This window comes from Geodermatophilus sp. SYSU D00663, from assembly GCF_054050655.1.
The window spans coordinates 1-23,230 of record NZ_JBJGZT010000038.1; the positions used below are offsets into that span (position 1 = coordinate 1).

The window sequence follows — 23,230 nt, forward strand, 5'->3', positions numbered from 1 at the left end:
GGAGGGCCCCGGACGTCGCGTCCGGGGCCCTCCGCCCGCCTGCACCCCGCTGCCGGCGCGGGGACCTCCGTCAGCCCTTGACGCTCCCGGCCAGCAGGCCCCGCACGAAGTAGCGCTGGAGGCCCAGGAACACCGCCAGCGGCAGCACGATGGAGACGAACGCCCCCGCCGCGAGCAGGTACCAGTCCGAGCCGCGGGTGCCGGCGAGCTCGGCGACCCGCACGGTCAGCGGCACGACGTCGGGCGCGCCCCCGGCGAAGGTCAGCGCGACGAGCAGGTCGTTCCACACCCAGAGGAACTGGAAGACGGCGAACGCCGCGATGGCCGGCGTCAGCAGCGGCAGCAGCACCTGGAAGAAGATCTTCACGTGGCCGGCGCCGTCCATCCGGGCGGCCTCCACCAGGGAGGGCGGGATCTCCTTCATGAAGTTGTGCAGCAGGAAGACCGCCAGCGGCAGCGCGAAGATCGAGTGCGACAGCCAGATGGTCCAGAAGGAACCGGCCAGCCCGGTGTCCACGTAGAGGCTCAGCAGCGGGATGAGCGTCACCTGGATCGGCACGACCTGCAGGGCGAACACGGCGACGAACAGGATGTTGCGTCCCCGGAACGGGATCCACGCGAACGCGTAGGCCGCCAGCAGCGCCAGCGAGATCGGGATGACGACCGCCGGCAGCGTGATCACCAGCGAGTTCACGAACAGCGAGGCGAAGTTCGTCCCGCCGCCGTAGAGGACCTCGTTGTAGTTGTCGACGGTGAACGTCGGGTCGGTGAACACCGTCCACCAGCCGGAGCGGCGGATGTCGAGCTCCGGCCGGAAGGAGGTGATGAGCAGGCCGAGGGTCGGCACCGTCCACAGCACCGCGATGACCAGCGCGATGACCGACGCCGCGGGCGAGCTGAGCTTCGTCCGGGCGGCGACCGCGCGGCGCTCGGCCCGGGTGAGCCGGCGCTCGTCGGCGGGGACGGGCGCCATGACCGGGGTTGTCGTGGTCATCGGATCTCCTCGGCGAGACGCAGCTGTCGGACGTTGTAGGCGATGATCGGGACGACCAGCACGAACAGCAGGACGGCGAGGGCCGCGCCCAGACCGACGTTGAACTGGCGGAAGGCCTGCGTGTAGAACTCGTTGGCCACGACGCTGGTGCCGAACTGGCCACCGGTCATCGTCCGCACCACGTCGAAGACCTTCAGCGTCACGATCGCGACCGTCGTCAGCACCACCACCAGGGCGGGCCGGATGCTGGGCACGGTGACGTAGCGGAACATCTGGAAGCCGCTGACGCCGTCGAGGCGGGCGGCCTCGACGATGTCGTCGGGGATGGCCTTGATGGCCGCCGACAGCACGGTCATGGCGAAGCCGGCCTGGATCCAGATCATCACGACGATCAGGTAGAAGGTGTTCGACGGCGCGTCGAGCAGGAACTGCCGCGGCTCGATGCCGACCATGACCAGCAGCTGGTTGAGCAGGCCGATCTGGTTCACGCCGGGCTGGTCGGGGCGGTACTCGTAGACGAACTTCCAGATGACGCCGGCGCCCACCATCGAGATCGCCATCGGGAGGAACACCAGCGCCTTGGCCAGGCCCTCGAACCGCGTGCGGTCGACCAGGTAGGCGTAGACCAGCCCGAGGCCGGTGGTCACCAGCGGGACGAGGACGACCCACAGGAGCGTGTTGAGCAGCACGGTCTGGAAGTTGTCCTCGGTGAAGACCGTGACGTAGTTGTCCAGCCCGACGAACTCCGAGCCGTCCCGGTCGTAGAACGACCCGCGGATGGTGTCGAGGGCGGGGTAGACCAGGCCCACCGCGAGCAGCAGGAGCGTCGGGCCGACGAAGCCGGCCGCGACGACCCAGTTCGGCACCCGTCGGGGCCGGTCGACGGCGAACAGGATCGCCGCCATCACGGCGGCGAACAGGAGGATGGCGACCACCATCAGGGCGATCTTGTGCCCCGTGGTGCTCGCGTCGAGGAACCACTGCACGGCTGACGACCTCTCTCCGGCAACGGAAGGCCGGGGGGACCGCAGCCGTGGCTGCGGTCCCCCCGGTCTCCAGGGATGGGTACGGCGGTCCCGTCAGCCGGCGGCTGCCGGGACCGCGGGGATCAGGCCGTCGGCCAGGCGTTCTCGACGTCGGTGAGGACCTGCTGGGTCGGCTTGTCGGACGCGATCCAGTTGGTCAGCTCGGTCCACAGCGCACCGGCACCGATCTCACCGGGCATCAGGTCCGACCCGTCGAAGCGGAAGACGGCGTCCGGGTTCTGGAACTGCTCGGCGGCCAGCTGGTCGATCGGCGAGACGAGGTTCTCGACGTCGAGGCCGGTGTTGGCGCTGACCCAGCCGGGGCCGGAGACCTGGGCCTTGACGTTGGCCCAGTCCGCCGAGGACAGGTAGGTCTGGAACGCCTGGGTCGCCGGGTCGTCGTTGAACGCCGCGGTGAACTCGCCACCGCCGAGCACGGGGGCCGCACCGTCGCCCTCGATGGCCGGCAGCGGGAAGGCGAAGACGTCGCCGTCCTCGGCGACCTCGGTGCCCTCGGGCCAGTTGGCCTGGTAGAAGGACGCCTGGCGGTGCATCCAGCAGCTGCCGTCGAGGATGGGCAGGCCCGCGTCGCCGAACTCGGTGGAGGCGATGGACTGCACCTCGCCGAGGCCGCCGTTGACGTAGGCGGGGTTCTTCAGGATGCCGCCGACGGTGTCCAGCGCCTCGACGATCTGCGGGTCGTCGAACGGGATCTCGTGGGCGACCCACTGGTCGTAGACGTCGGGACCCGCGGTGCGCAGGACGACGTCCTCCAGCCAGTCGGTGGCCGGCCAGCCGGTCGCGTCACCGGAGCCGATGCCGGCGCACCAGGGCTTGGCGCCGGAGGCGGCGATCTCGTCGGAGAGCGCGACCATCTCGTCCCAGGTCGTCGGGACCTCGTAGCCGGCGTCCTCGAACGCCGACGGGGAGTACCAGACGAAGGACTTGGCGTTGGCGCCCAGCGGAGCCGCGTAGAAGGTGCCGTCGACGGTGCCGTAGGCCTTCCAGCTCTCGTCCCAGTACTCGTCGACGTTCGCCTCGACCTGCTGCGGGGCCGGGACGACGGCGCCGGTGCCGACGAGCGTCGCCAGCAGACCCGGCTGCGGGATGAAGGCGATGTCGGGGGCGTTGCCGCTCTGGACGCGGACGACGAGCTGCGCCTCGAACTCGCGCGAGCCCTCGTACTGCACGTCGATCCCCGTGCACTCCTCGAACGGCACGTAGGAGTCGATGTGGGGCTGGTCCTCGGGGTCGACGATCGACGTGTAGACGCTCACCGTCTCGCCCTCGACGTCGCCGAACTCCTCGTACGGAGCGCAGTCGATCGTCAGGTCGGAGGCCGCCGCCGTCCCGCCGCCGCCCCCGCTGGTCTCACTTGCGCCGCAGCCGGCGAGCACCAGTGCCACGCCCAGGCCGCCGGCCAGCGCACCCTTGCGCCGGCCTGTCGCGCGCATCGTCATGTACGTCCCTTCAGGGTCCCCGCGGTCGTCGACCGCGGCGTGTGGTCACGTGCGAACGGGCCGGTCAGCTGCCGGCCCGTCTGGTACGCCGGGGGACCATAACCTCGCGGCCGACGCCGTCCGGTCACGTTGCCGAAACCGTTATGCAACGCGTGCCCCGTCCGGGGGAGGAGACCCCGGTCACGCTCCGCGCAGGTCACGGGCCGGTCACGGTCGGCGGCCCGGACGGGTGCCGCCCGGGCGGGGCGCTGGTCCCCGGCGAACGCTGCGTGTCACAGTGGGCGCGCTCTGCACCGGCGCAGAAGGGATGCTGAACGAACGCCATGGCCGCCATCACCTACGACCGGGCCACGCTCGTGTACCCGGGGGCGACCCGCCCGTCGGTCGACGCGCTCGACCTGTCCATCGCCGACGGCGAGTTCCTCGTCCTGGTCGGCCCGTCGGGCTGCGGCAAGTCCACGTCGCTGCGGATGCTGGCCGGCCTCGAGGACGTCACCGACGGGTCGATCCGCATCGGCGACCGGGACGTCACCCACCTCCCGCCCAAGGAGCGGGACATCGCGATGGTCTTCCAGAACTACGCGCTGTACCCGCACATGACGGTGGCCGACAACATGGCCTTCGCGCTCAAGATCGCCGGCATGTCCAAGGAGGACCGGCTGACCCGGGTGCGCGAGGCGGCCCGGCTGCTCGACCTGGAGCAGTACCTCGACCGCAAGCCCAAGGCGCTCTCGGGCGGCCAGCGGCAGCGGGTGGCCATGGGCCGGGCGATCGTGCGCAACCCGCAGGTCTTCCTCATGGACGAGCCGCTGTCCAACCTCGACGCCAAGCTCCGCGTGCAGACCCGCACCGAGATCGCCGCCCTGCAGCGCCGGCTCGGGACGACGACGGTCTACGTCACCCACGACCAGGTCGAGGCCATGACCATGGGCGACCGGGTCGCGGTCCTCAAGGAGGGCGTCCTCCAGCAGGTGGACACCCCGCGCGCGCTCTACGACCGGCCGGTCAACGAGTTCGTCGCCGGTTTCATCGGCTCCCCGGCGATGAACCTCGTCACCGTGCCGCTGCGCGAGGGGGGCGCCGTCCTCGGCGGCCACCCGGTGCCGCTCTCCCGCTCGGTGCTCGACGTCCTCGCCCAGGACGGCGAGGGGACCGCCACGCTCGGCTTCCGGCCCGAGGCCGTCCAGTTCGTCGGGGCCGGGGAGGGGTTCCCGGTCGAGGTCCAGGTGGTGGAGGAGCTCGGCTCGGACGCCTTCGCCTACGGACGGCTCGGGGCCGCGGGCGGCATCGAGGGCGCGGAGGGCACCGAGCGACCCCTGGTGCTGCGGGCCGACGCGCGCCGGCCCCCGGCCAAGGGCGAGGTCGTGCACGTGGCGATCCGCCCCGGCGAGGCGCACGTCTTCTCCGCCCTGACCGGACGGCGGATCGGCCATGCCGGGGACTGACCGGCGCCCGGCGCCCGGGAGCCGCCGGTGATCGTCGCCGCGGCGCTGCTGGTCCTCGCGGGCCTCGCGCTGTTCGTGCTCGGCGTCGTCACCGCCGTCACCGCCTGGTACTGGGCCTGCGTCGGCGCCTGCGCCCTCGCCGCGGTCCTGCTGGTGGTCGCCCGGCTGCGCGCCCCCGCCGGCACCCGCGTCCCGGACGCCGGCCGCACCCCGGGCCGCACGGACGCCCCTCCACGCACGGAGCGGACCAGCACGGAGCGGACCCGCACGGAGCGGACCAGCACGGAGCCGCCCCGCTCAGCCGGGCGGACCGCGGACCGGCCCGCGGAGGCGCCGCGGCCGGGCGAGGCGCCCGCCGCGCCGGTCCGCGCCGAGGAGGCCGCGGCCGGGGAGCCCGCCCCGGCGGAGCGGCCGGCCCGCGCCGGGCGGCACGAGGCCCCCGAGACCGACGGGCCACCCGCCGGGCCCGCCGCCGCCGAGGCGCCCGCCCGGGCCCCCGCGCAGCCCGCCCGCGGCGCCGCCACGGGCGCGTCCCTGAACGGGGGCGACACCCCGGAGGAGGACGTCGAGGTCACCGACCTGCTCCTGGTCGTGGACCTGACCGACGAGGTGCTCGTCGTCGACGAGCACCCGCGCTACCACCTGGCCGACTGCCCCTGGCTGGCCGGCCGGGAGACGATCCCGCTGCCGGTGCACGAGGCGCGCACCGACGGGTTCACCCCGTGCGCGGTCTGCGGACCGGACGCGCACCTGGCCACCGTCGAGCGCGCCCGCAGGGCCGCCCGCCGCGGCTGACCGCGGCGGGCGGCCGCGTCAGGCGGCCACGAGGTCAGGCCCGGGCGAGCCAGAAGCGGGAGCCGTTCGGCCCCTCGACGCCGGCACCCTCGCCCGCGGTACCCGCGTGGACGGCGGTGGCGAGCACCTCGCCGGCCAGCTGCTCGCCGGACGCGGTGAGCGCCTCGGCCATCGGCCCGTCGGCGGTCCACCACAGCTCGATCCGGTCGCTGACCGCCAGGCCCGCGTTCTTGCGGGCCTCCTGCACCAGCCGCACCGCCTCGCGGACCAGCCCGGCCCGCTCCAGCTCCGGGGTGAGCGTGAGGTCCAGCGCCACGGTCAGCCCGGCGGCGCTGGCCACCGTCCAGCCCTCGCGCGGGGTCTCGGTGACCACCAGGTCGCCCTCGGCCAGCGGCACCGCCTCGCCGTCGACGTCGACCGACGCGGTCCCGGCCCGGTAGGCCGCGACCAGGGCGGCGGGGTCGGCCGCGGCGACGGCCTTCGCCACCGCCTGCACCTGCTTGCCCAGCCGCCGCCCGACGGCGCGGAAGTCGACCTTGACGCTGACGTCGACCAGGTCGCCGCCCACCGCCGCCAGCTCGTCGAGCTCGGCCACGTTGAGCTCGTCGGCGACCTCGGCCACCAGGTCGCGGCCCATCGCGGACCAGCCGGGCGCGGCGACCAGGGCCCGCGCCAGCGGCTGGCGGGTGCGCACCCTCGCCGAGGTCCGCGCCGCCCGGCCCAGCTCCACCAGCCGGCGCACCAGGTCCACCTGCGCCACCAGCTGCGGGTCGCGGGCGTCCTCGTCGACGGCCGGCCAGGACGCCAGGTGCACCGAGTCCGGGGCGTCGTCGCCGAGGCCCGGCCGCACGACGCGCGTCCAGACCTCCTCGGTGACGAACGGGGTGAACGGCGCCATCAGCCGGGTCAGCCCGTCGAGCACCTCGTGCAGGGTGCCCAGCGCCGAGGGGTCGCCGTCCCAGAACCGGCGCCGCGAGCGGCGGACGTACCAGTTGGACAGGTCGTCGACGAACTGCGCGAGCAGCCGCCCGGCGCCCTGGGTGTCGAAGGCCTCCAGCGCGTCGGTGACGCCCTCGGTGACCGCGGCCAGCTGGGCGAGCGCCCAGCGGTCCAGCAGCGGCCGCTCGGCCCGCGGGGGAGCGGGGGAGGCGGCCGGGTCCCAGCCGTTGGTCTCGGCGTACAGGGTGAGGAAGCTGGCGGTGTTCCAGTAGGTCAGCAGGACCTTGCGGACCACCTCGGACAGCGTCTCGTGCCCGACCCGCCGCGCCGACCACGGCGAGCCGCCGGCCAGCATGAACCAGCGGACGGCGTCGGCGCCGTGCCGGTCCATGAGCGGGATCGGCTCGAGGATGTTGCCCAGGTGCTTGCTCATCTTGCGGCCGTCCTCGGCGAGGATGTGGCCCAGGCACAGCACGTTCTCGTAGGAGTTCCTGCCGAACACCAGCGTGCCGACGGCCATCAGCGAGTAGAACCAGCCGCGGGTCTGGTCGATCGCCTCGCAGATGAACTGCGCCGGGTAGGCCGCCTCGAACTCCTCCCGGTTCCGGTGCGGCGCGCCCCACTGCGCGAAGGGCATGGAGCCGGAGTCGTACCAGGCGTCGATGACCTGCGGCACGCGCCGGTAGGTCCCCTCCTCGCCGGGGCGGGTGAAGGTCACCTCGTCGATGAAGGGGCGGTGCGGGTCCAGGTCGGACAGGTCGCGGCCGGCCAGCTCCGACAGCTCCGCCAGCGAGCCGACGACGACCGTGCGGGACGGGTCGGCGTCGTTGCGCCAGATCGGCAGCGGGGTGCCCCAGTACCGGTCGCGGGACAGCGCCCAGTCGACGTTGTTGTTCAGCCAGTCGCCGTAGCGGCCCCACTGGATGGTCTCGGGGTGCCAGTGCGTCTTCTCGTTCTCCGCGAGCAGCTGGTCCTTGACCGCGCTGGTGCGGATGTACCAGGACGGCTGCGCGTAGTACATGAGCGGCGTGTGGCAGCGCCAGCAGTGCGGGTAGCTGTGCTCGTAGCGCTGCTCGCGCCACAGGACGCCGCGCTGCTGCAGGTCGACGACGAGGGCGTCGTCGGCGGCCTTGAAGAAGCGCCCGCCGACCAGCGGCACCTCCGGCAGGAAGTGGCCGGAGGCGTCGATCGGGTTGACCACCGGCAGGCCGTAGGCGCGGCAGACGGCGAGGTCGTCGGCGCCGAACGCGGGGGACTGGTGGACCAGGCCGGTGCCGTCGTCGGTGGTGACGTAGTCGGCGAGGACGACGTAGTGCGCGTCCTGCGGCCGACCGTCGGGGCCCTCGGGGAAGTCGACCAGCTCGAACGGGCGCCGGTAGTGGGTGCGCTCCCAGTCGCGGCCGGTCGTGCGCGCCAGCACCTCGACGTCGTCGGTGTCGCCGAAGACGGCGCCCAGCAGCGGCTCGGCGACGACGAGGGTGGGGCGGGCCGGGTCGGAGTTGTCGCGCGCCACCAGGTACGTGACGTCGGGGTGCACCGCGACGGCGGTGTTCGACGGCAGCGTCCACGGCGTCGTCGTCCAGACCAGCAGGTCGGCCTTCCCGGCCCACTCGCCGTCGGTGACCGGCAGCCGGACGTACACCGAGGGGTCGGTGATCGACTCGTAGCCCTGGGCGACCTCGTGGTCGGACAGGCCGGTGCCGCAGCGCGGGCAGTACGGGGCGACGCGGTGGTCCTCGACCAGCAGGCCCTTGTCGAAGACCTGCTTGAGCGACCACCAGACGCTCTCGATGTAGGAGGGGTCCATCGTCCAGTACGCGGTGGACATGTCGACCCAGTAGCCCATGCGGCGGGTGAGGTCGCTGAACGCGTCCACGTGCCGCATGACCGACTCGCGGCAGCGGGCGTTGAACTCGGCGATGCCGTAGCGCTCGATGTCGGGCTTGCCGGCGAAGCCGAGCTCCTGCTCGACGGCGATCTCGACCGGCAGGCCGTGGCAGTCCCAGCCGGCGCGGCGGGGCACGTGCCAGCCCTGCATCGTCTTGAAGCGGGGGAAGACGTCCTTGAACGCCCGGGCCTCGATGTGGTGGGTGCCCGGGCGCCCGTTGGCGGTGGGCGGGCCCTCGTAGAAGACCCACTGCGGGCGGCCCTGCGAGGCCTCCAGCGACCGGGCGAAGACGTCGGCGTCCTCCCAGCGGCGCAGCACGTCCTGCTCGAGCGCGGGCAGGTCGACCTGGGGCGGCAGCGCACGGAACGGAGAGCTCACGGACCGATCCTCCCACCCTGCCCTCCCCTCGTCCCCGAGCCGTCGAGCGCGCCCACGTCCAGGCGCGGCGGCCCGGCCGCGGGCGTACGGGAGACTGATCACCATGGGGAGCGGGCGGTGAACACCACGGTCACGCTCGCCCTGGCAGTCGGGGCGCTGGTGGTGCTCGTGGCCGCGGTCGCCCTGCGCGTGGCCGACCGGCTGGGTCTGCCGAGCCTGCTGCTCTACCTCGCGCTCGGTGTGGCGCTGGGGGAGAGCGGGCTGGGCATCGAGTTCGAGGACGTCGCGCTCACCCAGACCCTCGGCGTCGCCGCGCTCGTCGTCATCCTCGCCGAGGGCGGCCTGACCACCCGGTGGGGCGACGTCCGCCGCGCCGTCGGGCCGGGGCTGGCCCTGTCGACGGTCGGCGTCGTGGTCAGCGTGGCGACGACGGCGGCGATCGGCGTCTGGCTCCTGGACCTGGACTGGCCGTTCGCGCTGCTGCTGGGCGCCGTCGTGAGCTCGACCGACGCCGCCGCGGTGTTCGCGACCCTGCGCCGGCTGCCCCTGCCGCGCCGGATGGTGGCCGCGCTGGAGGTGGAGTCCGGGCTCAACGACGCGCCCGTCATCCTGCTGGTCGCAGTGCTGTCCGACGCGCTCACCGGGGAGGAGACGGAGTCCTGGTGGGTGACCGTGGTGGTGGTGGTCGCCGAGCTGGTCGGCGGCGCGGTGGTCGGGCTGGCGCTCGGGGCCGGGGGTGCCTGGCTGCTGCGCCGCGCGGCGCTGCCGCTGTCGGGCTTCTACCCGCTGGCCACGCTGGCGCTGTGCGTGCTCGCGTTCGCGTCGGCGTCGCTGGCGCACACGTCGGGCTTCGTCGCCGTCTACCTGTGCGGGCTGGTGCTCGGCAACGCGGCGCTGCCGCACCGGGCGGTCACGATCGGCTTCGCGGAGGGCATGGCCACGCTGGCCCAGATCGGGCTGTTCGTCCTGCTCGGGCTGCTGGTCTCGCCCGGCCGGCTGCCCGACGCGATCGGCCCGGCGCTGCTGGTCGGGCTGGCGCTGCTGCTGGTGGCGCGGCCGCTGTCGGTGCTGGCGAGCCTCGTCTGGTTCCGCATGCCGGCGGTGCAGCAGGCGTTCGTGTCCTGGGCGGGGCTGCGCGGCGCGGTGCCGATCGTGCTGGCCACCTTCCCGCTCACCGCGCAGGTGCCCGGCGCCTCGTTCGTCTTCGACACGGTCTTCGTGCTGGTCGTCGTCTTCACCGTCGTGCAGGGCTCGTCGCTGCCCTGGGTGGCCCGCCGGCTGGGCATCGCCGCGCCGCTGACCCCGCGCGAGATCGAGGTGGAGTCAGCGCCGCTGGAGGAGCTCGACGCCGAGCTCATGCAGATGCGGGTGCCCGACGGCTCCAGGCTGCACGGCGTCTACCTGCCCGAGCTGCGGCTGCCCGAGGACGCCGCGGTGGTGCTGATCGTCCGCGACGGGCGGTCGTTCGTGCCCGACGAGACCACCCGGCTCATGCGCGGGGACCAGGCGCTGCTGGTGTCGGCCCGCCGCTCCCGCCCGGAGGCCGAGCGCCGGCTGCGGGCGGTCAGCCGCGCGGGCCGGCTGGCCACCTGGCGCGGCGAGCAGGGCGCCGCGACCGAGTCCGACTGAGCGGCCCCCGGACGACGACTGCGGGGAGTCGTCGTCCGGACCGGCGCCCGGACGACGACTCCCCCCAGTCGCGGGAACGGAGCGGACCTCAGCCGTTGAGCTCGAGGGTCTGCGTCGTGTCCGCGCGGACGGCCGCCAGCAGGGCCGGGTCGGAGGAGAGGTCGCGGCCGTAGGAGGGGATCGCCTCCTCGAGCGCGGCGCGGCGCGCGGCCACCCGGTCGGGGAACGCCCGCTCGACCAGCGAGAGCATCGCCGAGACCGCCGTCGAGGCGCCGGGGGAGGCGCCCAGCAGGCCCGCGATCGAGCCGTCGCCGCCGACGATGAGCTCGGTGCCGAACTGCAGCACGCCCTTGCCGCTCCTCGGGTCGCGCTTGATGACCTGCACCCGCTGGCCGGCGGTGATCATCTCCCAGTCGGCCTGCTCGGCCAGGGGCACGAACTCCGTCAGCGTGCGGTGGCGGGCCTTGCGCGACTGCAGCAGCTCGGTGACCAGGTACTTGGTCAGCGCCAGCTCGGTGCGGGCCACGCCCAGCATCGAGCCGAGGTTGTTCGGCTTGACCGACAGCGGCAGGTCGAACACCGAGCCGGCCTTGAGGAACTTCGGCGACCAGCCGGCGTAGGGGCCGAACAGCAGCGAGAACTCGCCGTCGACCAGGCGCAGGTCCAGGTGCGGCACCGACATGGGCGGCGCCCCGACGGCGGCCTGCCCGTAGACCTTGGCCTGGTGCCGGCTGACCAGCTCGGGGGAGCGGGTGCGCAGGAACATGCCGCTGACCGGGAAGCCGCCGAACCCGCGGATCTCGGGGACCGCCGCCTTCTGCAGCAGCGGCAGCGCGCCGCCGCCGGCGCCGACGAAGACGAACCGGGCGCGCACGGTGCGCTCCTCGCCGGTCCGCCCGTCGGTGACGGTGACCTTCCAGCGGCCGTCGTCGCGCTTCTCCAGGCCGGTGACCCGCTGGCCGGTGTGCACCTGCACGCCGCGGGCCTCGCCCTGCTCGAGCAGCAGCCGGGTCAGCGCGCCGAAGTTGACGTCGGTGCCGGCGACCGAGCGGGTCGCGGCGACGACCTGCGCGGGGTCGCGGCCGTCCATGACCAGCGGCACCCACCCCGCCAGCTCGGCGGGGTCGTCGGTGTACTCGAGCCCGGCGAACAGCGGCTCGGCCGACAGCGCCGCATGGCGGTTGCGCATGTAGGTGCGCCCGCCCTCCCCGGTCACGAAGCTGACGTGCGGGACGGGGGAGATGAACTCCTTGGGCGAGCCGGTCAGGCCGCTGCGCACCAGGTGCGACCAGAACTGGCGCGACACCTGGAACTGCTCGTTGATGAGGCGGGCCTTGGTGGTGTCCACCCGGCCGTCCGGCCCCGCGGGCGTGTAGTTCAGCTCGCACAGCGCCGCGTGCCCGGTGCCGGCGTTGTTCCACGCGTCCGAGCTCTCGCCCGCCACCGCGTCCGCGGACTCGAAGACGGTGATGCTCCACTCCGGCGCGATGACACCGAGCAGCGACGCCAGGGTCGCGCTCATGATGCCCCCGCCGACGAGCACCACATCGGGGTCGGTGGCTGAACCGAGGTCGGTGGACACGACTGCCTTCCTGCCGGGTGGACGTGCGCCATCTCCGACGATCGGCCGAACGGCGTCCCGGGACGCCCTCGGCGGGGTGTGAGATTCGTCTACCCGGCGGTGAGCTGCCTCACCGTCGCGGCGGTGGTACGGCCGCGCCGCGGGCCGGGAGGCACGGCCGCCGAGGCTATCGTCGGGCTCGCCGGCCGCCTCCCGCGGCCACCCGCACACCGCCGCGAGCACGAGGAGCCCCCCGCTGAGCGAGCGACCCGAGGACCCCGCGGAGGCCCCCGCCGCGGCCGCTCCGGACGACGCCGCCGTGCACGACGCCGCCGTGCACGCTGCCGCCGCGGACGCTGCCGCCCCGGCACCGGCCCGGCGCGCGCGCACGCGGCTGCTCCTCCTGCTCGCCGCGGCCGTCTTCCTCGCCGACCTCGGCAGCAAGCTGCTCGTCGTCGCCACGATCGACCGCGGCGAGAACCTCCGGGTGCTCGGCGGGGCGCTGTACCTCACGCACGCGCGCAACACCGGCGCCGCCTTCTCCTTCGCCGAGGGCTTCACCGTCGTCTTCACGCTGGTCGCGGTCGCCGTCGCCGTGGTGATCGTCCGGACGGCGCGGCGGCTGTACTCCACCGGCTGGGCAGTCGCGCTGGGGCTGGTCCTCGGCGGCGCCCTGGGCAACCTGGTCGACCGCGTGTTCCGCGAGCCGGGGTTCCTGCGCGGCGGCGTCGTCGACTTCCTGTCGGTGTTCGCGCCGGACGGCGAGGTGTACCCGATCTTCAACCTGGCCGACTCCGCGATCGTCTGCGGCGGGCTGCTCGGGGCCTACCTCGCGCTGCGCGGCGTCGAGTTCGACGGCACCCGGACCCGCGACCGCGGCGACGGCGCGGTGTCCCGCGGCTGACCTGTCACGATGGACCGGTGAGCGCTCCCGGTCAGCACCGCGCCCTCCCGGTGCCCGACGGCCTGGAGGGCCAGCGGGTGGACCAGGCGCTGGCGCGGCTGTTCGGGCTGTCCCGCGCGGTCGCCGCCGACCTCGCCGACGCCGACAAGGTGTGGGTCGACGGCCGCGTCCGCGGCAAGGGCGACCGGCTCACCGGCGGCAGCTGGCTGGAGGTCGAGCTGCCCCCGCCGCCGGGGGAGGCGCCGCCGCCCGAGCCGGTGCCCGGCCTGACCGTCGTCCACGACGACGACGACGTGGTGGTCGTCGACAAGCCGGTCGGCGTCGCGGCGCACCCGAGCCCCGGCTGGGAGGGCCCGACCGTCGTCGGCGGGCTCGCCGCGGCCGGCTACCGCATCTCCACCTCCGGCGCCCCGGAGCGGCAGGGCGTGGTGCACCGCCTCGACGCCGCCACGACGGGGCTGATGGTCGTCGCCAAGAGCGAGCGCGCCTACACGCTGCTCAAGGCGGCGTTCAAGGAGCGGACGGTCGACAAGGGCTACCACGCGCTCGTACAGGGCCACCCCGACCCCTCGCGCGGCACCATCGACGCGCCCATCGACCGGCACCCGCGGCACGACTGGAAGTTCGCCGTCGTCTCCGGGGGGCGCCCGTCGGTCACCCACTACGAGGTGATCGAGGCCTTCCCGGCCGCCAGCCTGGTCGACATCCACCTCGAGACCGGCCGCACCCACCAGATCCGGGTGCACTTCTCCGCGCTGCGCCACCCCTGCGTCGGCGACACCACCTACGGCGCCGACCCGACGCTGGCCGCCCGGCTCGGGGTGTCCCGGCAGTGGCTGCACGCGGTGCGGCTGGGCTTCGCGCACCCCGCCGACGGGCACCGGGTCGAGTTCACCAGCGACTACCCGGACGACCTCGCCGGGGCGCTGGCCGTCCTGCGCGCCGAGTCCTGACCCTCCCGTGACCGGCCTCCCCGCCACCCTCGCCGACTGGGGCCCCGCCGCGCTGTCGGCCGTGGTCGTCGGGGTCTACCTCGTCGCCGGCGAGCCGCTGGTCGGGCACGTGCTGCACCGCCGCTTCGAGGGCCGGCTGCGCGCCGACCCGGCCGCCCGGCGCTCCTTCTACCGGCGGCTGCTGGTCCTCGAGTGGGGGCTGGCGGCCCTCGCCCTCGTCGTCTGGCTGGCCGCGCCGGACGTCGACGCCGCCGCCGTCGGGCTGGCCTGGCCCACCGGCCTGCCGGGACCGGTCACCGGCGCCGCCGCGCTGCTGGTCCTGGTCCTGGCGCTGGTCTCGGTCCGGGCGCTGCGCGGCGGGGCGCTGACCCGTGCGGGCACGCCGCAGCCGGGCACCTCCCCGCCCGCCCAGGGCCGGCACGCCGAGCCGCCCGTGCACGCCACCCTGGCCCTGCTGCCGCGCAGCCGGTCCGAGCGGCGGCTGTTCACCGTCGTCGGGGTGACCGCGGGGGTGTGCGAGGAGTGGCTCTACCGCGGGTTCTTCCTCGCGGTGGTCGCCGCGGTGGGCGGCGGGCTGCCGCACGCGGTCTTGGTCGCCGTCGCGGCCGTGGCCTTCGGGCTGGCGCACGCCTACCAGGGAGTGGGCGGGGTCGTGCTCACCGGCGTGCTGGGCGGGGTGTTCGCGGCGCTGTACCTGGAGACGGGGTCGCTGCTGCTGCCGGTGCTGCTGCACGCCGCGGTCGACCTGCGGTTCCTGCTCGTGCCGTCGTCGGCGCTGCCCGAGGCGCTGCCCGCGCCGCGCGCCACCGGCGGGGCGCCCGCGTGAGCGCCCCGACGGCCGTCGTCGCCACCGCCGCCGACTGGCCGGAGGTGGTCGCGGTGCGCACCCGGGTCTTCGTCGAGGAGCAGGGCGTGCCGCCGGAGGTCGAGCAGGACGCCGCCGACGCCACCGCCGTCCACGCGGTCAGCCGGGGCCTCCACGGCGACCTGGCCGGCCGGGTGGTGGCCACCGGGCGGCTGCTCGAGCGCGACGGGCGGGGGGTGATCGGCCGCATGGCCGTCGACGCCGCCGCCCGCGGCGCCGGGCACGGCGCCGCGGTGCTGACCGAGCTGCACCGGCAGGCGGCGCTGCGCGGCCTGACCGAGGTGGAGCTGCACGCGCAGGTCACCGCCCGCGGCTTCTACGAGCGGGCCGGCTACACCGCCGTCGGCGAGGAGTACGAGGAGGCCGGCATCCGGCACGTCACCATGCGCCGCCGACTGTGACGGGGTCGTCCCGCCGCGCCGGGACACGTCCTGTCAGACCCTCGGCGTAGAACGTCCCCGGTGCGAGGATCAGGGGACCGGCCCGGGCCTGCGTCGGTGCCCGGCCGGACCAGTCCCGAGCCCGCACCGCGCCGCCCGGTCTTCCCCGCCGGTCGCCCGCCGGAGCACCCGACGGCCGGGCCAGCACGACCCGTGAGGAGCACCGCACCGCCGTGAGCAGCAGCGCCGCCCAGAGCACCGACTCGTTCGCGCACCTGCACGTCCACACCGAGTACTCGATGCTCGACGGGGCGGCCAAGCTGCCCGAGGTGACGAAGGCCGCGGCCGAGCAGGGCATGCCGGCGCTGGCCATGACCGACCACGGCAACGTCTTCGGCGCCTACGACTTCTACAAGCAGGCCAAGGCCGCCGGCGTGAAGCCGATCATCGGCATGGAGGGCTACTACACGCCCGGCTCGCGGTTCGACCGGGCGCCGTTCGACTTCGGCGACAACCTCATCGACGAGGACGGCGAGGGCGGGTCCTCCCGCGGCAAGGCCGCCTACACGCACATGACCCTGCTGGCGCGCACCACCGAGGGGATGCACAACCTCTTCCGCATCTCCTCGCTGGCCAGCCTCGAGGGCCAGTACCGCAAGCCGCGCTTCGACCGCGACCTGCTCGAGCGCTACGGCACGGGCCTCATCGCGACGACGGGCTGCCCGTCCGGCGAGGTCAACATGTGGCTGCGCGCGGGCAAGCTCGACCGCGCCCGGCAGGCGGCCGCCGACTTCCAGGACATCTTCGGCAAGGAGAACTTCTACGCCGAGCTGATGGACCACGGCCTGTCCATCGAGCAGAAGACCCGCCCGCAGCTGCTGGCGATCGCGAAGGACCTGGGCATCCCGCTGCTGGCCACCAACGACCTCCACTACACGCACAAGGAGGACGCCGAGGCCCACGACGCCCTGCTGTGCATCCAGACCGGGGCGCGGCTGAACGAGACCAACCGCTTCAAGTTCAACGGCGACGGCTACTACCTGAAGAGCGCCGCCGAGATGCGCGCGCTGTTCCCCGGCGACCTGGCCTCGGCGTGCGACAACACGCTGCTGGTCGCCGAGCAGTGCGAGGTGACCTTCACCGAGGGCGCCGACCTCATGCCGCGGTTCCCCCTGCCGCCGGGGGAGGACGAGACCTCCTGGTTCGTCAAGGAGGTCGAGCGGGGGCTGCACAAGCGCTACCCGAACGGCATCCCCGACCACGTGCGCAAGCAGGCCGACTACGAGGTCGGGATCATCACCCAGATGGGCTTCCCCGGGTACTTCCTCGTGGTCGCCGACTTCATCAACTGGGCCAAGGACAACGGCATCCGCGTCGGCCCCGGCCGCGGCTCGGCCGCGGGCTCGCTGGCCGCCTACGCCATGGGCATCACCGACCTCGACCCGCTGCAGCACGGGCTGATCTTCGAGCGGTTCCTCAACCCCGAGCGCGTCTCGATGCCCGACGTCGACATCGACTTCGACGACCGCCGCCGCGGGGAGGTCATCCAGTACGTCTCGCGGAAGTACGGCGAGGAGCGGGTCAGCCAGATCGTCACCTACGGCACCATCAAGGCCAAGGCCGCGATCAAGGACGCCGCCCGGGTGCTCGACCGCCCCTACTCGGTGGGCGACGAGCTGACCAAGCTCATGCCCCCGGACGTGATGGGCAAGGGCATCCCGCTGTCGGGCGTCTTCGACCCGGCCCACCCGCGCTACAAGGAGGCCGCGGAGTTCCGCGCCCGCTACGAGTCCGACCCCGGCGCGGCCGAGGTCGTCGACCAGGCGCGCAAGCTCGAGGGCCTCAAGCGGCAGTGGGGCGTGCACGCGGCCGGCGTCATCATCGGCCGCTACCCGCTGATCGACTCGATCCCGATCATGCGCCGCGAGAACGACGGCGCGATCATCACGCAGTTCGACTACCCGACCTGCGAGACGCTCGGCCTGCTGAAGATGGACTTCCTGGGCCTGCGCAACCTCACGGTCATCGACGACGCGCTGCGCAACATCGTCGCGAACGGCAAGGAGCCGATCGACCTCGACGAGATCAGCAAGGACCTCACCGACAAGGCCACCTACGACCTGCTGGCCCGCGGTGACACCCTCGGCGTCTTCCAGTTCGACGGCGGGCCGATGCGCTCGCTGCTGCGGCTCATGCGGCCGGACAACTTCGAGGACATCTCCGCGGTCGGCGCGCTCTACCGGCCGGGCCCGATGGGCGCGAACTCGCACACCAACTACGCGCTGCGCAAGAACGGCCAGCAGGAGATCACGCCGATCCACCCCGAGCTGGCCGAGCCGCTCGAGGACATCCTGGGCGGCACGTACGGCCTGATCGTGTACCAGGAGCAGGTCATGGCGATCGCGCAGAAGGTCGCCGGGTACTCGCTCGGCAAGGCCGACCTGCTGCGCCGCGCGATGGGCAAGAAGAAGAAGTCCGTCCTCGACGCCGAGTTCGTCGGCTTCGAGGCCGGCATGAAGGAGCGCGGCTACTCCGACGCCGCGATCAAGACGCTGTGGGACATCCTCGTCCCGTTCGCCGACTACGCGTTCAACAAGGCGCACTCGGCGGCCTACGGCCTGGTCTCCTACTGGACGGCCTACCTCAAGGCCAACTACCCGGCCGAGTACATGGCCGGGCTGCTCACCAGCGTCGGTGACGACAAGGACCGCCGGCCGGTCTACCTGGCCGAGTGCCGCCGGATGGGCATCAAGGTGCTCCCGCCGGACGTCAACGAGTCCTCCTGGGACTTCACCGCGGTCGGCACCGACATCCGCTTCGGCCTGGCGTCGGTGCGCAACGTGGGCACCAACGTCGTCGACTCGATCGTCCGGGCGCGCGAGGAGAAGGGCGCGTTCAAGGACTTCGCCGACTTCATGCGCAAGATCGACACGGTGGCCTGCAACAAGAAGGTCATCGAGTCCCTGGCCAAGGCCGGCGCCTTCGACTCCCTCGGCCACTCGCGCCAGGGCATCGCCGCCATCCACGCCCAGGCCGTCGACGCCGCCATGTCGCTCAAGCGCAAGGAGGCCGAGGGCCAGTTCGACCTGTTCGGCAGCTTCGGCGGCGACGGGGACGACCCGTTCGGCAGCGCGCTGGACATCGCCGTCCCGACGGCGGACTGGTCGAAGTCCGAGCGGCTGGTCTTCGAGCGCGACATGCTCGGCCTCTACGTCTCCGACCACCCGCTGCACGGCGTCGAGCACGTGCTCGCCGCCAACGCGGACACCCCGATCGCGGAGATCAACGCCGGCGGGGTCGAGGACGGCGCGAACGTCACGATCGCCGGCATCCTCACCTCGGTGCAGCCCCGCACCAACAAGCAGGGCGCGCCGTGGGCCATCGCGACGCTGGAGGACCTCGAGTCCGGCATCGAGGTGCTGTTCTTCCCGAAGACCTGGGCGGAGGTCTCGGAGAAGGTCGTCCGCGACCAGATCGTCGTGGTCAAGGGCCGGATCAGCCGCCGCGACGACCAGCCCTCGCTGTTCGGCTCCGAGGTGACCGTCCCCGAGCTCACCGAGGGCCCCCGCGGCCCGGTGCTCGTGTCGATGGCCGCGGCCCGCTGCACCCCGCCGGTGGTCGAGCGGCTGCGCGAGGTGCTGGGCAGCCACCCGGGCACCACCGAGGTGCACCTCAAGCTGCTCAACAACGGGCGCGAGACGGTGCTGCGGCTGGACCAGGGGCTGCGGGTGCGGCCGAGCACGGCCCTCATGGGCGACATCAAGGCACTGCTGGGACCGACCAGCGTCGCCCTGCTGTGACCGGCACGCCCGGGAGCGGGCCGTCCGCTCCCCGGGGTTCACTGGGGGTCGTGAGCAGCCCGTCTCCGCTCCCCGACAGCCCGTACGCCCCGCCCGCCTCGGTGGTCGGCGCCGCGGGCACCGCTCCCGGCGCCGGGAACGCCGCCTCCGGCGCCGGGGACGTCGCCCCCGGTGCCGTCCCGGCCGCGGTGCCGCCCGCCCGGCCGGCCGGTGCCGCGCTGCTGGCGGAGCTGCGGCGGGACCTGCGGGGGGCGGCGCTGTGGGCGGCGCTCGTCGCGCTCGCGGGTGTCCCGGCCGGCCTGCTGTGGGTCTGGCTGGCGCCGCGGGCCCGGTTCGAGGTGGTCGAGGGCGGGGCGGTGCCGGTCGGGCGCCCGTCGGCGGAGCTGCTGGTCGCCGACGACTCGGTGCTGGTGCTCGTCCTCGCCGGCCTCGGCCTGCTCGCCGGCGGGATCGCCTGGGGGATGCGCCGCCGGCGGGGCGTGGCCACCGTGGTCGGCACCGCGCTCGGCACCGCGCTGGCCGGGGTCCTCGCCTGGCAGCTGGGGGAGCTGCTCGCGCCCGGGCCGACGCCGGCCCAGCTCGGCGACGTCGGCACCCGGGTGACCACCGGGCTGGAGCTGTCCAGCCCGCCGGCGCTGGCGGTGGCCCCGTTCGCCGCGCTGCTGGTCTACGTGGTCGCGGCGCTGTTCGCCGCCCGCGACGACCTCGGCCGGGGGTGACGTCCTGGGACGGCCCCCGCAGGGTCCCGCCGCGAGCCTCCACCGGCCTTCCTGCAGGGTCCCGCCGCGAGCTTGCGAGCGGTGGGGGGGGGGCAGGGAGGTCCTCCACGGGGGTAGGGGGCCCTCGGCCTAGTTGAGGCTGGTCGGGCCGGCGAACTGCTGCAGCGGCGCCGGGACCGCCCCCACCGTCCGGAGGAGGGTCAGCTCCCGGCGCAGCATCCGCGTCTCGGCCACCAGCCGCCGCCGGGTCGCCGACTCGGCCAGGAGCGCCTGCCGGTCCTCGGTGGTCAGCAGCGCCGCCGAGGCCACCAGGTAGGACAGCGCGCGGGCGTCCCCGTCGACGACGTCGAGGAGCGCGTCGGTGCCCTCGAGGTCCTGCGCGTCGCCGGCCACGGCGGTCTCCGCGCCGCCGGTCTGCAGGCTCGCCACGGCGCTCACGTAGCGGGTGAACAGCGAGCCCACCCCGCGCTCCAGCACGTCGAGCGACCCGCGGGCCACCTCGGCCACCAGCCCCTCGTCCGGGCCCCCGCCGGGCGGGGAGGACCCCACCTCCTGGTCACCGGCCGCCTCCTCGGCGGCCTCCTCCTCGGCCAGCCACTCGACCTCGGCGCGCAGGTAGGGCGTGCCGTCCTCGTCCTCGTCGTCCCCGCCGACCAGGACGTCGAGCAGCCGGAACCGGTCGCCGCCGACGGTGGTGAGGCGGAACCCGCCGTCGGGCTGCGGTCGCACGGTCTGCAGGTGCGCCGTGCAGCCGACGTCGTAGAGCGCCTGGGCGGGGGCGACCCGCTCGACCTCCCAGCCCTGCCGGATCGCGACCACCCCGAAGAACCGGCCGTCGCCGTCCTCCGGCTGCGCCAGCAGGTCCCGCACCAGCGCCCGGTAGCGGGGCTCGAAGACCTGCAGCGGCAGCACGATCCCGGGGAACAGCGGCGACCCGAGCGGGAACAGCGGGATGAGGTCGCCCACACCGGCGAGCCTACGGGCGCCCCCGGCCCCCGGCGCCGTGACGGCGGGCGGCCGGGCCCCGACTACGCTGGGAGGTCGTCCCTCGCCTGGTTCCGGAGGCCTCCCGTGCTCGCCCGCATCGACCTGCGTGGATCCGCGCTGCCGGGGGTCCGTGACCTGGCCGGCCTGCTGCCGCGCGCCGCCACCGACATCGACTCCGTGCTGGCCACCGTCCGGCCGCTGTGCGAGGACGTCCGCGTCCGCGGCGCCCAGGCGGTCCGCGAGATCACCGCCCGCCTCGACGGCGTCGACCTCGAGGACTTCGCCGTCCCGGCCGACGCGATCCGGGGCGCGCTCGACGGGCTGGCCCCCGACGTGCGGGCCGCGCTCGAGGAGGCCATCGCCCGGGTGCGGAGGGTGCACGCCGACCAGGCGCGCACCGACGTCACCACCCAGGTGGTCCGCGGCGGCACGGTCACCGAGCGCTGGGTGCCGGTGCGCCGCGTCGGCCTCTACGTCCCCGGCGGGCTGGCGCCGCTGCTGTCCAGCGTGGTGATGAACGTCGTCCCGGCGCAGATCGCCGGCGTCGCGTCGATCGCCGTCGCCTCCCCGCCGCAGCGCGACCACGGCGGCCTGCCCGACCCGGGCGTGCTGGCCGCGTGCGCGCTGCTCGGCGTGACCGAGGTCTACGCCGTCGGCGGCGCGCAGGCGATCGCGGTGTTCGGCTACGGCGCGGGCTCGTGCGAGCCGGTGGACGTGGTCACCGGCCCCGGCAACGTCTACGTGACCGCCGCCAAGCGGCTGCTGCGCGGGCTGATCGGCATCGACTCCGAGGCCGGCCCCACCGAGGTCGCGATCCTCGCCGACGACACCGCCGACCCGGTGCACGTCGCCGCGGACCTGATCAGCCAGGCCGAGCACGACCCGCTGGCCGGCGCGGTGCTGGTCACCACGAGCGAGGAGCTGGCCGACGCCGTCCTCGACCTCGTCCCCGGCCAGGTCGCGGCCACCAAGCACTCCGACCGCATCCTCACGGCGCTGGACGGCAGCCAGTCGGGGATCGTGCTGGTCGACGACCTGGACGCCGGCCTGGCGGTGGTCGACGCCTACGCCGCCGAGCACCTGGAGATCCAGACCCGCGACGCCCGCGACGTGGCGCTGCGGGTGCGCAACGCCGGCGCGGTGTTCGTCGGCGCCTGGTCGCCGGTGTCGCTGGGCGACTACATCGCCGGCTCCAACCACGTGCTGCCCACCGGCGGCTGCGCCCGGCACTCCAGCGGCCTGTCGGTGCAGTCGTTCCTGCGCGGCATCCACGTCGTCGAGTACGACGAGCAGGCACTGGCCGAGGTGGCCGGGCACGTCGACGCCCTCGCCCACGCCGAGGACCTGCCCGCGCACGCGGCCGCGGTCCGGGTGCGGCAGAAGCCGTGACGGCCACCCCGAGGACGTCGATCGACGAGCTCCCGCTGCGGCCGGAGCTGCGCGGGCGCACGCCCTACGGCGCCCCGCAGCTGCAGGTCACCCACCGGCTCAACACCAACGAGAACCCGCACCCGCTGCCCGCGGAGCTGCTGGCCACGCTCGGCGAGGCGCTCGGGCACGCGGCGCTGGAGCTCAACCGCTACCCCGACCGGGACGCCGTCGCGCTGCGCACCGACCTCGCCGCCTACCTCAGCCGCGGCGGGGAGCGGGTCGAGCCCGCGCAGGTGTGGGCGGCCAACGGCTCCAACGAGGTGCTCCAGCAGCTGCTGCAGGCCTTCGGCGGCGCTGGGCGGACGGCGCTGGGCTTCACCCCGTCCTACTCGATGCACCCGATCATCTCCGCCGGCACCGGGACGGCGTGGGTCGACGGGCACCGCCGCGAGGACTTCACCATCGACGCCGCGCAGGCCGCCGCCCAGGTGCGCGAGGTCCGGCCCGACGTCGTCTTCGTGACCAGTCCGAACAACCCCACCGGGACGGCGGTCGCGCTGGAGACGGTCGAGCAGCTCCACGACGCCACCGAGGGCATGGTCGTGGTGGACGAGGCGTACGAGGAGTTCGCCCGCACGGGCACGCCGTCGGCGCTGAGCCTGCTGCCCGGCCGCCCGCGGCTGGTGGTCAGCCGCACGATGAGCAAGGCGTTCGGCATGGCCGGCCTGCGGCTGGGCTACCTCGCCGCCGACCCCGCCGTCGTCGACGCGCTGCAGCTGGTGCGGCTGCCCTACCACCTGTCCTCGCTGACCCAGGCCGCCGCGCGGGCCGCGCTGGCGCACACCGACGCGCTGCTGGCCACCGTCGACGCGGTCAAGGCCCAGCGCGACCGGATCGTCGCCACCCTGCCGTCGCTGGGGCTGACCAGCGTGCCCAGCGACGCCAACTTCGTCCTGTTCGGCCGGTTCGCCGACGCGCACGCCGCCTGGCAGGCGCTGCTCGACCGCGACGTCCTCGTCCGCGACGTCGGCATCCCCGGCTGGCTGCGGGTCACCGCCGGCACCCCGGCGGAGACCGACGCCTTCCTCACCGCGCTGGGTGAGGTGGCCCCCGACCACCGCCTGGGAGACTGAGACC

17 protein-coding genes are annotated in these 23,230 nt (G+C 74.2%); 11 read left to right on the plus strand and 6 right to left on the minus strand.

Annotated elements, in window-relative coordinates:
* Positions 1–70: 70 nt before the first annotated feature.
* From ACI79Z_RS21285 to ACI79Z_RS21295, 3 genes are all read right to left on the minus strand, one after another.
* Positions 71–994, minus strand: a complete 924-nt coding sequence (locus tag ACI79Z_RS21285) for a carbohydrate ABC transporter permease (protein ID WP_387994369.1) — start codon at positions 992–994, stop codon at positions 71–73.
* The gene (locus ACI79Z_RS21290) at positions 991–1,980 is read right to left on the minus strand and encodes a carbohydrate ABC transporter permease (protein ID WP_387994366.1); all 990 of its coding nucleotides are present in this window, start codon (positions 1,978–1,980) and stop codon (positions 991–993) included. The genes ACI79Z_RS21285 and ACI79Z_RS21290 overlap by 4 nt, the downstream gene beginning before the upstream one ends.
* A gap of 122 nt (positions 1,981–2,102) precedes the next feature.
* Positions 2,103–3,473, minus strand: a complete 1,371-nt coding sequence (locus ACI79Z_RS21295; RefSeq protein WP_387994362.1) for an ABC transporter substrate-binding protein — start codon at positions 3,471–3,473, stop codon at positions 2,103–2,105.
* A gap of 329 nt (positions 3,474–3,802) precedes the next feature.
* On the opposite strand from ACI79Z_RS21295, the gene ACI79Z_RS21300 reads away from it, so the two are divergent.
* Together ACI79Z_RS21300 and ACI79Z_RS21305 are read left to right on the plus strand one after the other, a co-directional pair.
* Entirely contained in the window at positions 3,803–4,924 is a 1,122-nt protein-coding gene (locus ACI79Z_RS21300) for an ABC transporter ATP-binding protein (RefSeq protein ID WP_456903873.1), read from the plus strand.
* Positions 4,925–4,951: 27 nt separating this feature from the next.
* Positions 4,952–5,719, plus strand: coding sequence for a hypothetical protein (locus ACI79Z_RS21305; protein ID WP_456903875.1), 768 nt, complete (start codon positions 4,952–4,954; stop codon positions 5,717–5,719).
* A gap of 34 nt (positions 5,720–5,753) precedes the next feature.
* Here ACI79Z_RS21305 and ileS read toward each other — a convergent pair whose 3' ends face one another.
* The gene (gene ileS / locus ACI79Z_RS21310; RefSeq protein ID WP_387986570.1) at positions 5,754–8,924 is read right to left on the minus strand and encodes an isoleucine--tRNA ligase; all 3,171 of its coding nucleotides are present in this window, start codon (positions 8,922–8,924) and stop codon (positions 5,754–5,756) included.
* A 117-nt stretch (positions 8,925–9,041) separates the two neighbouring features.
* On the opposite strand from ileS, the gene ACI79Z_RS21315 reads away from it, so the two are divergent.
* Positions 9,042–10,553 carry a potassium/proton antiporter gene (locus ACI79Z_RS21315; RefSeq protein ID WP_456903877.1) on the plus strand — a complete coding sequence of 504 codons (1,512 nt, stop codon included), beginning with the start codon at positions 9,042–9,044 and terminating at the stop codon, positions 10,551–10,553.
* An 88-nt stretch (positions 10,554–10,641) separates the two neighbouring features.
* On the opposite strand, the gene mqo is transcribed toward ACI79Z_RS21315, so the two are convergent.
* Positions 10,642–12,135: a malate dehydrogenase (quinone) gene (mqo, locus tag ACI79Z_RS21320; RefSeq protein WP_387986576.1), complete on the minus strand. Its 1,494-nt coding sequence runs from the start codon at positions 12,133–12,135 to the stop codon at positions 10,642–10,644.
* A 298-nt stretch (positions 12,136–12,433) separates the two neighbouring features.
* Between mqo and lspA the strand changes: the two genes are divergently transcribed.
* From lspA to ACI79Z_RS21350, 6 genes are all read left to right on the plus strand, one after another.
* Positions 12,434–13,018: a signal peptidase II gene (gene lspA, locus ACI79Z_RS21325; RefSeq protein ID WP_456903880.1), complete on the plus strand. Its 585-nt coding sequence runs from the start codon at positions 12,434–12,436 to the stop codon at positions 13,016–13,018.
* A gap of 17 nt (positions 13,019–13,035) precedes the next feature.
* The gene (locus ACI79Z_RS21330; protein WP_456903882.1) at positions 13,036–13,971 is read left to right on the plus strand and encodes an RluA family pseudouridine synthase; all 936 of its coding nucleotides are present in this window, start codon (positions 13,036–13,038) and stop codon (positions 13,969–13,971) included.
* Between the two features lie 7 nt (positions 13,972–13,978).
* The gene (locus ACI79Z_RS21335) at positions 13,979–14,797 is read left to right on the plus strand and encodes a CPBP family intramembrane glutamic endopeptidase (protein ID WP_456903884.1); all 819 of its coding nucleotides are present in this window, start codon (positions 13,979–13,981) and stop codon (positions 14,795–14,797) included.
* Positions 14,794–15,237: a GNAT family N-acetyltransferase gene (locus tag ACI79Z_RS21340; protein ID WP_456903886.1), complete on the plus strand. Its 444-nt coding sequence runs from the start codon at positions 14,794–14,796 to the stop codon at positions 15,235–15,237. Before ACI79Z_RS21335 ends, ACI79Z_RS21340 begins: the two co-directional genes overlap by 4 nt.
* Positions 15,238–15,449: 212 nt before the next feature.
* A complete protein-coding gene (gene dnaE, locus ACI79Z_RS21345; RefSeq protein ID WP_456903888.1) occupies positions 15,450–19,016 on the plus strand; it encodes a DNA polymerase III subunit alpha in 3,567 nt (1,188 codons plus the stop codon).
* A gap of 50 nt (positions 19,017–19,066) precedes the next feature.
* Positions 19,067–19,735, plus strand: coding sequence for a hypothetical protein (locus tag ACI79Z_RS21350; protein ID WP_387986588.1), 669 nt, complete (start codon positions 19,067–19,069; stop codon positions 19,733–19,735).
* A 129-nt stretch (positions 19,736–19,864) separates the two neighbouring features.
* On the opposite strand, the gene ACI79Z_RS21355 is transcribed toward ACI79Z_RS21350, so the two are convergent.
* Positions 19,865–20,701: an LON peptidase substrate-binding domain-containing protein gene (locus ACI79Z_RS21355; RefSeq protein WP_387986590.1), complete on the minus strand. Its 837-nt coding sequence runs from the start codon at positions 20,699–20,701 to the stop codon at positions 19,865–19,867.
* 105 nt (positions 20,702–20,806) lie between these two features.
* On the opposite strand from ACI79Z_RS21355, the gene hisD reads away from it, so the two are divergent.
* Both hisD and ACI79Z_RS21365 read left to right on the plus strand, forming a co-directional pair.
* Positions 20,807–22,111 carry a histidinol dehydrogenase gene (gene hisD, locus ACI79Z_RS21360; protein WP_456903891.1) on the plus strand — a complete coding sequence of 435 codons (1,305 nt, stop codon included), beginning with the start codon at positions 20,807–20,809 and terminating at the stop codon, positions 22,109–22,111.
* Positions 22,108–23,226 (plus strand): histidinol-phosphate transaminase, encoded by a 1,119-nt coding sequence (locus ACI79Z_RS21365; protein ID WP_387986593.1) that lies wholly within the window; start codon positions 22,108–22,110, stop codon positions 23,224–23,226. The genes hisD and ACI79Z_RS21365 overlap by 4 nt, the downstream gene beginning before the upstream one ends.
* The last annotated feature ends 4 nt before the right edge of the window (positions 23,227–23,230 follow it).